Origin of the sequence: Escherichia sp. 20412-1 (assembly GCF_003027595.1) — a bacterium.
GTDB lineage: Bacteria > Pseudomonadota > Gammaproteobacteria > Enterobacterales > Enterobacteriaceae > Escherichia > Escherichia marmotae.
Genome location: NZ_PYQM01000034.1, coordinates 1 through 13,504, shown reverse-complemented (window position 1 = coordinate 13,504; position 13,504 = coordinate 1). Strand labels below are relative to the sequence as shown.

General features: G+C 46.7%; 15 protein-coding genes. 6 read left to right on the top strand and 9 right to left on the bottom strand.

Annotated features, from left to right (window positions below):
* The first annotated feature begins 312 nt into the window (after nucleotides 1-312).
* Nucleotides 313-741, top strand: a complete 429-nt coding sequence (gene uspC / locus C7B16_RS18465; protein ID WP_000122662.1) for a universal stress protein UspC — start codon at nucleotides 313-315, stop codon at nucleotides 739-741.
* A 6-nt stretch (nucleotides 742-747) separates the two neighbouring features.
* Here the strand turns inward: uspC and otsA are convergent, their stop codons facing one another.
* The 5 genes from otsA to araF all read right to left on the bottom strand — a co-directional run bounded on the left by otsA (nucleotide 748) and on the right by araF (nucleotide 6,688).
* A complete protein-coding gene (gene otsA / locus C7B16_RS18460; protein ID WP_107179977.1) occupies nucleotides 748-2,172 on the bottom strand; it encodes an alpha,alpha-trehalose-phosphate synthase in 1,425 nt (474 codons plus the stop codon).
* Nucleotides 2,147-2,950, bottom strand: a complete 804-nt coding sequence (gene otsB, locus C7B16_RS18455) for a trehalose-phosphatase (protein WP_000138763.1) — start codon at nucleotides 2,948-2,950, stop codon at nucleotides 2,147-2,149. The genes otsA and otsB overlap by 26 nt, the downstream gene beginning before the upstream one ends.
* Before the next feature lie 163 nt (nucleotides 2,951-3,113).
* Nucleotides 3,114-4,100 carry an arabinose ABC transporter permease AraH gene (gene araH, locus C7B16_RS18450; RefSeq protein ID WP_000100211.1) on the bottom strand — a complete coding sequence of 329 codons (987 nt, stop codon included), beginning with the start codon at nucleotides 4,098-4,100 and terminating at the stop codon, nucleotides 3,114-3,116.
* A 14-nt stretch (nucleotides 4,101-4,114) separates the two neighbouring features.
* Nucleotides 4,115-5,629, bottom strand: a complete 1,515-nt coding sequence (gene araG, locus C7B16_RS18445) for an arabinose ABC transporter ATP-binding protein AraG (protein ID WP_001187777.1) — start codon at nucleotides 5,627-5,629, stop codon at nucleotides 4,115-4,117.
* Between the two features lie 69 nt (nucleotides 5,630-5,698).
* Nucleotides 5,699-6,688 (bottom strand): arabinose ABC transporter substrate-binding protein AraF, encoded by a 990-nt coding sequence (araF, locus tag C7B16_RS18440; protein WP_000548681.1) that lies wholly within the window; start codon nucleotides 6,686-6,688, stop codon nucleotides 5,699-5,701.
* 782 nt (nucleotides 6,689-7,470) lie between these two features.
* On the opposite strand from araF, the gene C7B16_RS18430 reads away from it, so the two are divergent.
* Nucleotides 7,471-7,974, top strand: coding sequence for a non-heme ferritin-like protein (locus tag C7B16_RS18430; RefSeq protein WP_000246123.1), 504 nt, complete (start codon nucleotides 7,471-7,473; stop codon nucleotides 7,972-7,974).
* A gap of 84 nt (nucleotides 7,975-8,058) precedes the next feature.
* Here the strand turns inward: C7B16_RS18430 and yecJ are convergent, their stop codons facing one another.
* Nucleotides 8,059-8,310 carry a DUF2766 family protein YecJ gene (yecJ, locus tag C7B16_RS18425; RefSeq protein ID WP_000082115.1) on the bottom strand — a complete coding sequence of 84 codons (252 nt, stop codon included), beginning with the start codon at nucleotides 8,308-8,310 and terminating at the stop codon, nucleotides 8,059-8,061.
* A 112-nt stretch (nucleotides 8,311-8,422) separates the two neighbouring features.
* Complete coding sequence (gene azuC / locus C7B16_RS18420; protein ID WP_010723106.1) at nucleotides 8,423-8,509, bottom strand: stress response protein AzuC; 87 nt, start codon at nucleotides 8,507-8,509, stop codon at nucleotides 8,423-8,425.
* Nucleotides 8,510-8,772: 263 nt separating this feature from the next.
* Between azuC and yecR the strand changes: the two genes are divergently transcribed.
* Nucleotides 8,773-9,096 (top strand): YecR family lipoprotein, encoded by a 324-nt coding sequence (gene yecR / locus C7B16_RS18410; protein WP_000681531.1) that lies wholly within the window; start codon nucleotides 8,773-8,775, stop codon nucleotides 9,094-9,096.
* A 178-nt stretch (nucleotides 9,097-9,274) separates the two neighbouring features.
* Entirely contained in the window at nucleotides 9,275-9,772 is a 498-nt protein-coding gene (gene ftnA, locus C7B16_RS18405; RefSeq protein ID WP_000917208.1) for a non-heme ferritin, read from the top strand.
* A 37-nt stretch (nucleotides 9,773-9,809) separates the two neighbouring features.
* On the opposite strand, the gene C7B16_RS18400 is transcribed toward ftnA, so the two are convergent.
* Complete coding sequence (locus C7B16_RS18400) at nucleotides 9,810-10,049, bottom strand: YecH family metal-binding protein (RefSeq protein ID WP_061090489.1); 240 nt, start codon at nucleotides 10,047-10,049, stop codon at nucleotides 9,810-9,812.
* A 190-nt stretch (nucleotides 10,050-10,239) separates the two neighbouring features.
* Here C7B16_RS18400 and tyrP point away from each other — a divergent pair, with 190 nt between their 5' ends.
* Nucleotides 10,240-11,451 (top strand): tyrosine transporter TyrP, encoded by a 1,212-nt coding sequence (gene tyrP, locus C7B16_RS18395; RefSeq protein ID WP_000797551.1) that lies wholly within the window; start codon nucleotides 10,240-10,242, stop codon nucleotides 11,449-11,451.
* A gap of 56 nt (nucleotides 11,452-11,507) precedes the next feature.
* Here tyrP and yecA read toward each other — a convergent pair whose 3' ends face one another.
* Nucleotides 11,508-12,173 (bottom strand): UPF0149 family protein YecA, encoded by a 666-nt coding sequence (gene yecA / locus C7B16_RS18390; RefSeq protein WP_000847906.1) that lies wholly within the window; start codon nucleotides 12,171-12,173, stop codon nucleotides 11,508-11,510.
* A gap of 568 nt (nucleotides 12,174-12,741) precedes the next feature.
* Between yecA and C7B16_RS18385 the strand changes: the two genes are divergently transcribed.
* Nucleotides 12,742-13,203, top strand: coding sequence for a hypothetical protein (locus tag C7B16_RS18385; RefSeq protein WP_107179976.1), 462 nt, complete (start codon nucleotides 12,742-12,744; stop codon nucleotides 13,201-13,203).
* Nucleotides 13,204-13,504 lie beyond the last annotated feature (301 nt).

Below are 13,504 nucleotides of genomic sequence, written 5' to 3'. Positions count from 1 at the left end.
ACCTCCTATAACTTATTTTCAAACAGAGAGTTACATAACATGAGTTTCTTCAAGTGAAAATAAATCCGGGAACATCTCATATGTTACAACAATGTTCTATAAATATTATCCATTTGTTCTATACGGGGAATTGATAATTTTAGTTTTTATAACCTCATCTGTAATCATGTGATAACTGTACGTTATCAATTAGCCTCACTTACTAATAACCAGCCTAATATTTACTGTTTTGACTGAGTTGTTATTGCATCAGTACCTCATTCAGAGTAAAGCTGTAATAACACCTGAAGTTCACAGAATAAGGAGCAGGTTATGAGCTATACCAATATTCTTGTTGCTGTTGCTGTCTCACCAGAAAGTCAGCAACTGTTAGCAAAAGCGGTTTCTATCGCCCGTCCGGTAAATGGGCGCATAAGTTTAATCACTCTCGCTTCCGACCCGGAAATGTTCAATCAATTAGCCGCGCCGATGCTTGAAGATTTACGCAGCGTGATGCAGGAAGAAACACAAAACTTTCTTGATAAATTAATTCAGGATGCGGGATATCCGGTAGAAGAGACATTTATTGCTTACGGAGAGTTAAGCGAACATATTCTGGCAGTATGCCGTAAACATAAGTTCGATTTGGTGATTTGCGGTAACCATAATCACAGTTTCTTTTCGCGAGCGTCCTGCTCAGCGAAAAGTGTGATTGCCTCAAGTGAGGTTGATGTGCTGTTAGTTCCACTTAAAGGGGATTAATTCCACTTACGCCAGCTTTGGAAAGGTAGCGACTTTATCGCGTTGCTGACTTTCCGCGCTTCGCGGTACTACCTGCTTTAGGTCGCGGATAAAGCACTCCTGCCAGTGTTTAATATCGTTTTTGATAATAACTTCCAGCATTTCTGCATGGCGGGAAATACGTTCCGCCAGCGACATGCTCAACGCCCGATTGAGCGCCGCCGCGACTTCATCACGATCGTATGGGTTAACAATTAGCGCTGACGTCAGTTCGTTTGCCGCACCGGCAAACTGAGAAAGTACCAGTACGCCCGGATTTGCAGGATCCTGAGCGGCGACATACTCTTTTGCGACCAGATTCATCCCATCACGCAGCGGCGTCACTAACCCGACATCGGAATAGCGGAAGATTTTCATCAATAATTTACGATCAAAATGCTGATTCAGATAATAAAGCGGCGTCCAGCCTAATTGCCCATATTTACCGTTAATTCTCCCGGCTTCATTTTCCAACTGATGACGAATATCCTGATACGCTTGCACATCACCACGCGAGGTCGGCGCAATCTGGGTATAACGAATTTTACCATGATGTTGCGGATATTTTTCCAGCAGCGCTTCATAAGCAAGAAAACGTTCTGGCAAACCTTTGGAATAATCCAGCCGCTCGACAGAAAAGATATTCTGCACATTTTTCAGTTCCGCTTTTAATTGCGCCAGTTTTGCCGGTAGCGACCCGGCAGCCTGTTTAGCAATCTCATCCGGTTCAATACCAATCGGGTAAACGTCTGTACGAAATGCTTTACCCCAGGCCGTGTGATTGCGCGAGCTACGTGTCGTGACCCGCGTCAAGTTGGAAAGGCAATCCAGGAACGCCAGACGATCGTTTTCTGTCTGAAACCCCAGCAAATCATAATCACAAAGCTGTTCTAGCAATGTGTCATAAATTGGTAGCGCATTAAAGATTTCCGGTGTCGGAAAAGGAATATGCAGGAAGAAACCGATGCGATTGTTCACGCCGCGTTTACGTAATTCCTGCGCAAATGGCAACAAGTGATAATCGTGGATCCAGATAATGTCATCATCTTCCAGCAGCGGCAGTAATTTGTCTGCCAGTAACGCATTCACGCGTAAATAGCCTTCCCACGCTGAACGCTGAAATTGCACCAGATCGAGTCGGTAATGGAATGCCGGCCAGAGAACGGCATTGGAGAATTGGTTGTAGTATTCGTCGAGATCTTTTTCACTGAGGTTAAAAGAGGCCCAGGTAATATTTCCTTTTTTCACCTTTTTTAGCGGCTGATCCTCATTCCCTGTTTCGCCACTCCAGCCAAACCACAGTCCACCTGCAGTTTTCAGTGCCCCCAGTATGCCGACAGCAAGGCCACCGGCACTGGCGGCGTGCTCGTCTGGTGGTGCAATTCGGTTAGATACTACGACTAAACGACTCATAGTCATCACTCCTGTTATTTTCTCTTTTTTGTTTTTGTAATGCGTTGGTTATCAATTCAAGCCAGCCCCAGACATCCGGCACGCCCGCCAGCCGCCATGATGCCTGAGTTGCGCCTGTACCAATTTTTACTGACATTCCACCCAGTCGGTTAATAACCGCAAAGCCAGATTCATCGGTTAAATCATCGCCCAGAAACACCGGCTTCCGGCCGATGAAGGGAACTTCCTGCATAAATGCAGCAATAGCCTCCCCTTTACTGGTGCCTCGCGGTTTAATCTCGACGACACACTTTCCCTGTTGTAATGCCATTTGCGGCCAAATCTGAGTAATACGTTGCGCTAACGTCAATAAGGCGTCTTCATGCTGCGGTGCCTGACGATAATGCAGTGCAAACGCCATCCCTTTGGATTCCAGCTCCGTGCCGGAAAGTTGGGCAATCGCCGTATGCAGTTGCACACTAATATCACGAGCAATCGCTTCCGGCAGGTGAACGATATGCGTTTTACCATTGATGTCACGGCGCTCCGCCCCATGCACGCCCGCTAACGGAAAGCGATAAGGTTTTGCCAGTGCGTCAAGTTCCACCATTGAGCGCCCTGATATCAATGCCAATGCACCATCACTTGCGGTTGCCAGTAGCTGAAGTCCTTGCAGAATAGTGTCAGGCACGACGACCTGATCAGGATGCGGTTTGATTTCCGCCAGCGTTCCATCGAGATCAAAAAACCAGGCATATTTCGCGGATAGTTCAGGGGGTTCGGTTAACGGTTCTGTCACCCGGTACTCCTCCTTATCTTTTTATAGTTCGCGCAGAACGCGCTTTACAGACATGTAAGTATAGACAGTGTGACGTAGCTCGCCATTTGCAAAAAAGAACAGCCAACCTTTGTGGCGGTTGGCTGTGGAGGAAAGTCGAACTAAATTTATGCTGAAAAAAACATCAGACAGTGCGTTTCGCTTTTTGCTTATAACGGTCGAAGATCACCGCCGCCAGCAGGATTAAGCCGCGGACAACGTACTGCGCAAACGGAGAAATATTGAGCAGGTTCATAGCGTTTTCTACAGTGCCTAAAATTAAGATACCCGCCACTACATATGAGATTTTTCCGATGCCACCTTTCAGAGAAACGCCGCCTAAAACGCAGGCGGAGATAACAATCAACTCATAGCCTATCGAAGTCATCGGCTGACCGCTGGTCATACGTGAAGCCAGAACAATCCCGGCAATTGCCGATACCAGACCAGAGAGAACAAAGATAATGATTTTGGTGCGGACAACGGGTACACCAGCCAGACGCGCCGCCTCTTCATTACCACCAATCGCCAGCGTGTTGCGCCCAAAGGTGGTTTTGTTCAGCAGCAAACCGAAGACAATCAGACAAGCCACCGTAAGCCAGATTGGCGCAGGCAGGCCGAACCAGTTGGCATAACCAAGAGCAAAGAAACTTTCATCTTCGATACCGACCGCTTTACCATCAGAAATGATGTACGCCAGACCACGAACAATCTGCATCGTCGCCAGCGTCGTAATCAAGGCGTTGATTTTTAGTTTGGCGATAACAAAACCATTCACCAGACCACAGAGGACGCCCAGCAGCAAGCCTGCCGCCACGCCAATCCACAGGCTTTCGGTCAGATTGATAACCACCGCCGTCGTGACACCTGCGCAGGCAATTACCGAAGCGACGGAAAGGTCAAAGTCCCCCGAAGCGAGGCAGAACAACATGCCGCAAGCCACCATTCCCGACATGGAGATTGCCAGCCCGAGACCTTTCATATTAATGAAGGTGGCAAAGTTCGGTACAAAAATGGCACAGGCGATAAACAGCACCGCAAACACCACCAGCATACCGTACTGATCCCAGATACGGCCGAGACTGAATGACGACTTAGGCGCGCCAGACCCCGATGTAGAAACAGAAGACATCATACTCTCCTTACTCAGGCAACAGCCTGGCTGACTTTAGGCATAGCAAGGCTTAATGCCTGACGCTCATCTGCCTGTTCGTGTAGCAATTCACCGGCGATTTCGCCCTCACGCATGACGACAATACGATCGGCTACGCCAAGGACTTCGGGCAGATCGCTGGAGGCAAACAGCACCGCCACGCCCTGCGCCGCCAGCGTATAAATCACGTTGTAAATTTCGTGCTTAGCGCCCACATCAATGCCGCGCGTTGGTTCATCCAGCAAAATGACCTTCATATCTTCCGATAACCAGCGCCCAAGAATGGCTTTTTGCTGATTACCACCAGAGAGATTCATGATCAGTTGCTCTGCGCCCGGCGTTTTGATGTTGAGCGAACGAATGTGGTGATCAGCATTGTTTTCTTCCCAGCCGTTGTTGATCACACAACCGCCGAGCACATGCTTGCGACGGGCGCTGATGTTGATATTGTCACGAACGGAATGCACCGGAATAATGCCTTCCGCTTTGCGATCTTCCGGGCAGAGCATCATACCAGCAGCAATAGCGTGGCCCGGTTTACGGATATCGATCGGCCTTTGGTCGATATAAACCTGACCGGCAGTGATTTGCGTACCGCCAAACATACCTTTCATTAATTCGCTACGCCCTGCCCCTACCAGTCCAAACAGACCGACGATTTCGCCACTGCGAACAGTCAGGCTTATTGGCGTGCGTACACCTGGTGCTTTCACTGCATCCAGACGCAGCCGCTCCTCACCATAGCTGCGCGGTTGCCAGCCGTAGATATCACCGAGATCGCGACCAACCATCGCCTGTACCAGTGACTCATGATTTACTTGCTGCATATCAGTGAAGGTTTTGACATAACGCCCATCTTTGAAGACGGTAATGGCGTCACTTAGGGCAAATATTTCTTCCATACGGTGAGAAACGTATAAGATCACTCGCCCCTCTTTTCGCAGTTCACGAATGACGCGGAAAAGGTTGTCAATTTCTCGTGCCGACAGAGAACTGGTTGGCTCATCAAAGGCGATAATTTTGGCGTTACGCGCCAGCGCTTTGGCTATTTCAACCATCTGCCACTGGCCGATGGAGAGATATTTCAGTGGCGTACCGGGGTCAATATCCATCCCCAGATGTTTAAGTTGTAAACCCGCTTCATAGTTCAGCAGCGAACGATTCACTATGCCGCCTTTATGAGGAAGCTGGCCGAGATAAATATTTTCCGCGACGGTCATTTCCGGCACGAGATGCAGTTCCTGGTAAATAATCGCAACCCCCGCGTTAAGCGCAGCGGTAGTGTCGGAAAAGGATATTTCCTGTCCGCTAATTGCGACAGAACCCGTGGTTGGCGCATAGTTGCCGCTAAGGATTTTTAAGAGTGTTGATTTACCGGCACCATTTTCACCCATCAACGCATGAACCTGACCGGCATAGCAGTCAAAACTGATGTCCGTAAGCGCCTTAACGCCGGGAAAGGTTTTACCAATGCCGCGAAATGAGAGATACGGGGTAGACTGTTGCATAACGTCTCCGTGAATCACTGGTCATTCACACCCCCTCTGCATCACGCAGAGGGGAATTTTTTCGGCAGATTACTTACCGCCTAACCCTTTTTTCTCCAGTTCTTCTTTAAAGTTGTCGCGCGTAATCAGAACGACATCGGTAACTTCAGTGAATTTCGGTGGTTCTGCGTCTTTCGCTACCCAGTTGTAGAGCATTTCGCTGGACTTATAACCATGTACGTCCGGGCTTGGCAGCAGTGAACCGTAGAAACCGGTAGCCTGGGCTTTGGACAACTCGCTTACTGCATCCACGCCGTTGATACCGATACCGATGATATCTGCCGCTTTAAAGCCCTGACCTTCCGTCGCGCGCACGCCGCCAAGCACAGTGCTATCGTTCATCCCGACGATCAGCCAGTGTTTAACTTCAGGATGCTGAACCAGCATGGAGTTGGCGGCGTCAAATGCCCCCGGGATATCGTTAGATTTGGTAGGAACCTGATAAATTTGTTTTTCCGGGAATCCGGCAGCTTTCAGCGCGTCCATAGAGCCTGTAGTACGACGACGAGCGGTATCCAGTTCGTTAGCTGTAATCGCCATTACGGCACTTTCTTTTACATCCCAACCTCGTTTCTGCATCTCTTTATACAGTTCCTGGCCCTGACGCTCGCCAATTTTGGTCGCCGCCATCATCACCAACGGCACGGTATCCATCGGCTTACCTTTGGCATTTACAAACTGATCATCCACGGCAATAACTTTCATACCATAGCCACGTGCTTTCGCCACAATAGCGGAACCCAATTTCGGGTCTGGCGTACAAATGACAAATCCTTTCGCGCCACTGGCCGCCAGGCTGTCGATAGCGTTCAGCGTTTTTTCACCATCCGGTACGGCAATCTTAATAACTTCAAAGCCTAAATCTTTCCCGGCTTTATCGGCAAATTTCCATTCGGTCTGGAACCACGGCTCTTCGGGTTGCTTTACCAGGAAACCGAGTTTCAGGTTTTCTGCCATAGCGGATTGTGACATAACAGCAGCCAGACCGATGGCCGCAAGAGCTTTAGTAAATTTGTGCATGGTTATCTCCAGCTTTAGCATCATTTTTTGTAGGGTAAAAACTAAGAACTTTGGTTAATTTAATCGGAAAACAAAGCATTACCTTTAACGAAAAGATAATTGGCCGTGTTGGCATAGTTTTAGCGAGAAATTAATTCTCCATAGGAGAGCAATATCACATCGCAGAATTACAGTCAGAACGTGCATGAATTTAGCGAGAAATGACATACTGGAAACAACAATTGTCTGACAAATAAAAAGTGCATTAGCAGATTAGTCCATGACATTAGCCTGGAAGTCCTTGTGGTATGCGTTGAGTGGTCTGGAGTGTCTTTTTTTTAATCTAATTATTACCGGACAGAAGTCTGTCCATTTTAAGCTGAATGGTAAAATGGATAAGCGCTTGTACAAAATTCATTTCGGCGTTAATTATCACCACCATCATTAATTAAGAGTAAATCGATAATGAGAGCCACCTCTCATAGTCAGGAAAAGTTTTAAAATATCACATCGTCATCATGTCATTAATATTTTATTTTAATATCAATGAGATACACAAATACACAGCATTGACAATTATTGCAAACCCATTGCTCTTATCAATGAAATGTAAAAAATTATAAACTTGGTGATTTAAGGATTTTCTTATATTCGTTCAGACGTTATGCTTATTTCAGATCATCGTCAGAATTGACTCCACGATCACATTTCGGACATGCAGAAAGGAATTATTCTGCAAACAGTAATTACGGTGTTTTGATTCATCTTGCACCTCACGTCTTCTGGATATAAGGATATTAGGTATGGCAACCACTGGAATGCTTCTCAAACTCAACACCCAAATGAACCGCGAGTTTTACGCATCCAATCTCTACCTTCACCTGAGCAACTGGTGTTCTGAACAAAGTCTGAATGGCACCGCTACTTTCCTTCGCGCCCAGGCACAGAGTAACGTGACCCAAATGATGCGCATGTTTAATTTTATGAAAAGTATCGGCGCGACGCCCATCGTTAAAGCTATTGATGTGCCAGGTGAAAAGCTTAACTCTCTGGAAGAACTCTTCCAAAAAACGATGGAAGAATACGAGCAGCGTTCAAGCAAGCTGGCACAATTAGCCGATGAAGCTAAAGAATTGAATGATGATTCAACCGTCGATTTCCTGCGCGATCTGGAAAAAGAACAGCAGCACGATGGCCTGTTACTGCAAACCATTCTTGATGAAGTACGCAGCGCGAAACGTGCCGGTATGTGCCCTGTCCAGACCGACCAGCATGTTCTTAATGTTGTGTCGCATCAGATACACTAATAAAAATCGACGCCTTAAATCACGCGCCGGATATAAAAATTGTTGAGAAAACCGCTGCTTCATACTCTTGAAGCAGCGGTTTTTTTAATGGGATTCACTTTGTGGGGTAAACTTGAGTTCAATCAATGCGATAGCTTTCTGGATAGCACGCATCGTAACCGGATCGGCTGCGGCGGGATGGTTAGTAAAATCAATATTCTTCAACTGGCCAGACATTTTTTCACGAACCTCAACAGGTGCAATCACATCGAGTACGTCGAGAATTTGTTTGATCACCAACTGGCAAGCGACAACATCAGAAACCAGTTCCTGATCGGCATTCAGCGGCTGGGACATTGTAAACTCCTGATAGCATTTGAAAGCCGATATAGTAGCGGCTTCACTTCTTCAGCGATAGTCACATCCACCGTCCTCAGGATACAAAAAACCTGCCGGAGCAGGTTTCTTGTTATCTGAACATATTGCCTGGCGGTACATCTTTGAACGTCTTGCAATAGTTATTAAACATACTTTTCAGGATTTTGCGCAGTTTCATCGCGGCACTCCGACCATTTGTTATGCAGGTGTTATCGTCTTTGCACTTATAATATGACAATCATCACAAAAATCAATCTTTATGTGACTTGAATCACATAAATACCCCTTTAATGTTATAAAAATGATAACCATAAAGTCACCGCTAACTGTCTGACCTCTGGAAAAAGCAAGGAATAGCACCGATACGTCGTCTTTTCTGTCCATAGCCTGGTCGTATCCGCAAGTACAATACCTGTTTCTTCTTCCTCTTCAGGCAGTGACATGAAACATCTGATAATTGTTCTTTCACTTTTAACATTAGCGGGCTGCACCGTAACTCGTCAGGCTCAATTGAGCGAAGTCAACGCCACGAGCGGTATTGTGCGCCTCGTTTACGATCAGGCATTTTTACAAAACGCCCGTACTGACAGCTATCTCAATCAGGAAATAGCGCAACGTGCATGTCAGCAGGCAGGGTTTACCCGCGCCATTGCATTTGGGCAACCTGTAAGTAACTGTAGTGTGTTTGCGGGGTCGTTATGTCTGAATACGGAATTTACACTGTCGTATCAGTGCCAAATTTTAATACCCTCGACTTATCAATAAAGACCTTAATCAGCGAGGGAGGCTTCGCTGGTTAATTGATGCCATAAATAGCAGTAATGCGTTTTATTCCCATTCGTATTTTTAATAATTGAATTTAATATTTTACCTTTTGCAAATAATAAAATAACAAATTATAGTGGCGCCACAGAAACAAAAATAACCTTTGTGGAGCACTATCATGCTGAAACCAGAAATGATTGAAAAACTCAATGAGCAGATGAACCTGGAACTGTACTCTTCGCTGCTTTATCAACAAATGAGCGCCTGGTGCAGCTACCATACCTTTGAAGGCGCGGCCGCGTTTCTGCGCCGTCACGCCCAGGAAGAGATGACGCATATGCAGCGTCTGTTTGACTATCTGACCGATACCGGAAACTTACCGCGTATTAATACTGTTGAATCCCCGTTTGCTGAATATTCTTCACTTGATGAATTATTCCAGGAAACTTATAAGCATGAACAATTAATCACGCAGAAAATTAACGAACTGGCTCATGCTGCCATGACCAATCAGGATTACCCGACATTTAATTTCCTGCAATGGTATGTTTCTGAGCAACATGAAGAAGAGAAATTGTTCAAATCGATTATTGATAAATTAAGCCTGGCAGGTAAAAGCGGCGAAGGTCTTTATTTCATCGATAAAGAACTCTCTACCCTCGACACGCAAAACTAATCTTCTCCGGCGGCAGATTTTCTGCCGCCGTTGCATATCAGTGACGGCAAATTTTACTTGTATCGGTTGAGAACCCTTCTTCGCAGGGAATAAATTTACCTTTCGCCGCCAGAAACGCCACCAACTCGCCCGCAGTCATCCCTTCTGCTGAGCAGGTATGAAAACGCGCCTGTTCACCAAAACGCGCTTTAATCGCCGCCTCCAGACTGGCGTGCGTATATTGCTCACCTGATTCAATCATCATATTTAACACTTCATGACCGTGAATAGATTCCATCGTTCCTCCTCAAAAAAGGCATAGCGTAGCGATAGCCGCTCATCAAGGCTTTGCGCCAGCGCAGTTCTGAATGCATTTTATCGTACAGTTTTATTTACATTTAATGTAACGTCGATTTGACGAAAAATGTAGAATGCCTTAACCTGCGCCGCAGATATCACTTATAAAGATCGTCAGGACAGAAGAAAGCGTGAAAAACAGAACTCTGGGAAGTGTTTTTATCGTGGCAGGAACCACAATTGGCGCGGGTATGCTGGCAATGCCGCTGGCAGCGGCAGGTGTCGGTTTTAGCGTCACGTTAATCTTATTGATTGGGCTTTGGGCATTGATGTGCTACACAGCGCTGTTACTGCTGGAGGTGTACCAGCATGTCCCGGCAGACACCGGTCTGGGCACGCTGGCAAAGCGCTATCTGGGGCGTTATGGGCAGTGGCTGACTGGCTTCAGTATGATGTTTTTAATGTATGCCCTGACGGCGGCGTACATCAGCGGTGCAGGTGAATTACTTGCCTCCAGCATCAGCGACTGGACAGGCATTCCAGTGTCGGCAACCGCTGGCGTGTTGTTGTTCACTTTTGTTGCCGGTGGTGTGGTTTGTGTCGGGACGTCGCTGGTCGATTTGTTTAACCGCTTTCTGTTTAGCGCCAAAATTATTTTTCTGGTGGTGATGCTGGTACTGCTGTTGCCGCATATTCATAAAATGAATCTTTTAACCCTGCCGCTGCAACAAGGACTTGCGTTGTCTGCGATCCCGGTAATTTTTACCTCGTTTGGCTTCCACGGTAGTGTGCCGAGCATCGTTAGTTATATGGATGGCAACATTCGCAAGCTGCGCTGGGTGTTTATTACTGGTAGTGCGATCCCTCTGGTGGCGTATATCTTCTGGCAACTGGCGACGCTGGGCAGCATTGATTCAACAACCTTTATGGGGCTGCTGGCTAATCATGCCGGGTTAAACGGACTGTTACAGGCGTTACGCGAAGTGGTGGCCTCACCGCATGTCGAACTGGCGGTGCATTTATTTGCTGACTTAGCCCTCGCAACATCCTTTCTCGGCGTAGCGTTAGGCTTATTTGATTATCTGGCAGATTTGTTTCAGCGTTCAAATACCGTTGGAGGGCGACTGCAAACTGGTGCAATTACTTTTCTGCCGCCGCTGGCGTTTGCGCTGTTTTACCCACGTGGCTTTGTGATGGCGCTGGGTTACGCCGGTGTGGCGCTGGCGGTGCTGGCGTTAATTATCCCTTCCCTGCTGACCTGGCAGAGCAGAAAGCATAATCCACAAGCTGCTTATCGAGTGAAAGGTGGCCGTCCGGCGCTGGTGTTAGTGTTTCTCTGCGGCATTGGCGTGATTGGTGTGCAATTTTTGATTGCGGCAGGATTGTTACCCGAAGTGGGATAATCGCCTTGATAACAACGTTGGGTGCCGGAAACATCTCCAGCACCCAATATGCCCTCTTAATGCAGGCAGCACTGCTTAAATTTCTTACCACTGCCGCACGGACAAGGATCGTTACGGCCCGGCTTTTCTTCTGCTTTGATCGGTTGCTGAACAGGTTTTTCCTGCGGATGCGCCATCCAGTAAGCATGTAAATCAAGCGCTGCCAGTCGAATGGCTTCTACGCTTTCTTCAAATGCTTCTGGCGACAACTTCTCTACCCGCGCAAAGTTTTCTTCTGTACCGTGTAGAGCTATCGCCTCAAGCGCCGGTTTTAACGAATCAGGCAATGCCGACCAGTCAGCGAGGGCAACGCCACGCATATAGCCAAAGCACCACTCCTCAACAATCGTCAGCTCGCTACCGTCAACTTCTCGCAGGCCAAACAACGGTTCAAACTGCTCAGGAAATTCGTTCAGACGTTCTGCGGTATCGGCCATATGTTGAAAAGCCAGATTCATAAAGCGCGTCATCTCTTTTTCTGACGCCCAGCGCGGCACATAATCCGCCCCGCCCCAGACAGCAACCAGCCACTGTTCTGGTTCAATTTCTTGCGGAGAACTCAACACCGCCGTCAATAAACCGTCCAGCTCAGCCACATCAAGGATGGCGTGTTCAGTGTTGTATTTGGTCAGGATATCATCCAGCCATTCCAACTCACTTTCGTTTAACGGTCCAGTTTTCATACGCTTTTCCTTGTGGATCTCGACTCGCCAGCGCCTATCTTACATGTCGGTCTGGCAGAGAGATACTTTTTGAGTGGATTACCCGGTGATTAAAAATAAGAGGGGTGTAACGACAAGTTGCAGACACAAAAAAACCACCCGAAGGTGGTTTCACGACACTGCTTATTGCTTTGATTTTATTCTTATCTTTCCCATGGTACCCGGAGCGGGACTTGAACCCGCACAGCGCGAACGCCGAGGGATTTTAAACCCCTCTTGCGAGCTTTAAAAATCAAAATGTTAACAAATTTCTTCCTAAGATAACTACAAGCAAAGGATCCAGTAACCATGCGAGTTTGTCACATTGATCTTAGGAAGAATTTTTGACCAAAACGGCGCGCATATTGAACCCTTTTGTCAGAAACAACAGTATTCGCCAATTTCGTATGCGTTATAGAGTCCCAACCATGCCCCAAAAAAACTCCACAATAGACAAGTTGTTTATTCATAAATTTACACGTAAAATCAATAACAGCTGAAAACCATTCAATATTCACACTATCGATAGTTAACCAACCGTGGTACGTTTTTGCATACGACGTACTGCGTTAAAAATGCTGGAAGAACGTCGCATAAAGTAGGCGCTTTCTTTTACAAAAAGTTTATAATCTTCTTCACTGCTGCTGTATTCCTGTATGGATGTGTAAATATTCCAAGTACTAATAAGCAACAAGCCATCGAGAGATTTTATTTCTGGGGCGATGAGAGCAGTGTATTCCAGCCATGTTATTCCCGTCAGATATACTGGTTGAGTGGTAGCAAGAAAAAACTTGATACGATGAAAAATTATTATAAGCAGCAGAAAACCGAAGAAAAACACTCTGGTATTTATGCATTTTTGATCGTAGAGAACTCTGGACACCAGTCGGGCTATCAGTCCGTAACATATGACGAAACACTAAAACTCAAAGAAATACTTAGCATGGATGACAGCGATAATCATCCGGATTGCCTGCCCTTCAGGATACCAGAAACGATAAACAACAGGTGACCGCACCACCCGTGCCAGATACGGATTCCCCGGACCTGAACGCTATCCCTGTTGGCAAAAATGATAACAACGTCACTTCCTGAAGTATTCTGATATGGCATAGTTAGTGCGCTAACTATCATAAAATGTCAATACCGTAAAAACTCATTACATCGGGACTGGCCGTGGTCCCGTTTTTTTTATTCAACTGGCAGGCCAGCCAACAACATAACTTCTGATGGACTTCAGCTCTGTCAGCGCCTCAACCTCTGCTTTCATCTGCAACTGCCTGGTGTTAATCTCCACACCCTTCGCAAACATC

What these genes read in the sequence shown, in the direction of transcription:
- ftnA (WP_000917208.1), top strand. Translation starts at nt 9,275, where the DNA reads ATGCTGAAACCAGAAATGATTGAAAAACTCAATGAGCAGATGAACCTG.
- C7B16_RS18430 (WP_000246123.1), top strand. Translation starts at nt 7,471, where the DNA reads ATGGCAACCACTGGAATGCTTCTCAAACTCAACACCCAAATGAACCGC.
- yecR (WP_000681531.1), top strand. Translation starts at nt 8,773, where the DNA reads ATGAAACATCTGATAATTGTTCTTTCACTTTTAACATTAGCGGGCTGC.
- araG (WP_001187777.1), bottom strand. Translation starts at nt 5,629, where the DNA reads ATGCAACAGTCTACCCCGTATCTCTCATTTCGCGGCATTGGTAAAACC.
- araH (WP_000100211.1), bottom strand. Translation starts at nt 4,100, where the DNA reads ATGTCTTCTGTTTCTACATCGGGGTCTGGCGCGCCTAAGTCGTCATTC.
- azuC (WP_010723106.1), bottom strand. Translation starts at nt 8,509, where the DNA reads ATGAAACTGCGCAAAATCCTGAAAAGTATGTTTAATAACTATTGCAAG.
- yecA (WP_000847906.1), bottom strand. Translation starts at nt 12,173, where the DNA reads ATGAAAACTGGACCGTTAAACGAAAGTGAGTTGGAATGGCTGGATGAT.
- otsA (WP_107179977.1), bottom strand. Translation starts at nt 2,172, where the DNA reads ATGAGTCGTTTAGTCGTAGTATCTAACCGAATTGCACCACCAGACGAG.
- yecJ (WP_000082115.1), bottom strand. Translation starts at nt 8,310, where the DNA reads ATGTCCCAGCCGCTGAATGCCGATCAGGAACTGGTTTCTGATGTTGTC.
- araF (WP_000548681.1), bottom strand. Translation starts at nt 6,688, where the DNA reads ATGCACAAATTTACTAAAGCTCTTGCGGCCATCGGTCTGGCTGCTGTT.
- C7B16_RS18400 (WP_061090489.1), bottom strand. Translation starts at nt 10,049, where the DNA reads ATGGAATCTATTCACGGTCATGAAGTGTTAAATATGATGATTGAATCA.
- uspC (WP_000122662.1), top strand. Translation starts at nt 313, where the DNA reads ATGAGCTATACCAATATTCTTGTTGCTGTTGCTGTCTCACCAGAAAGT.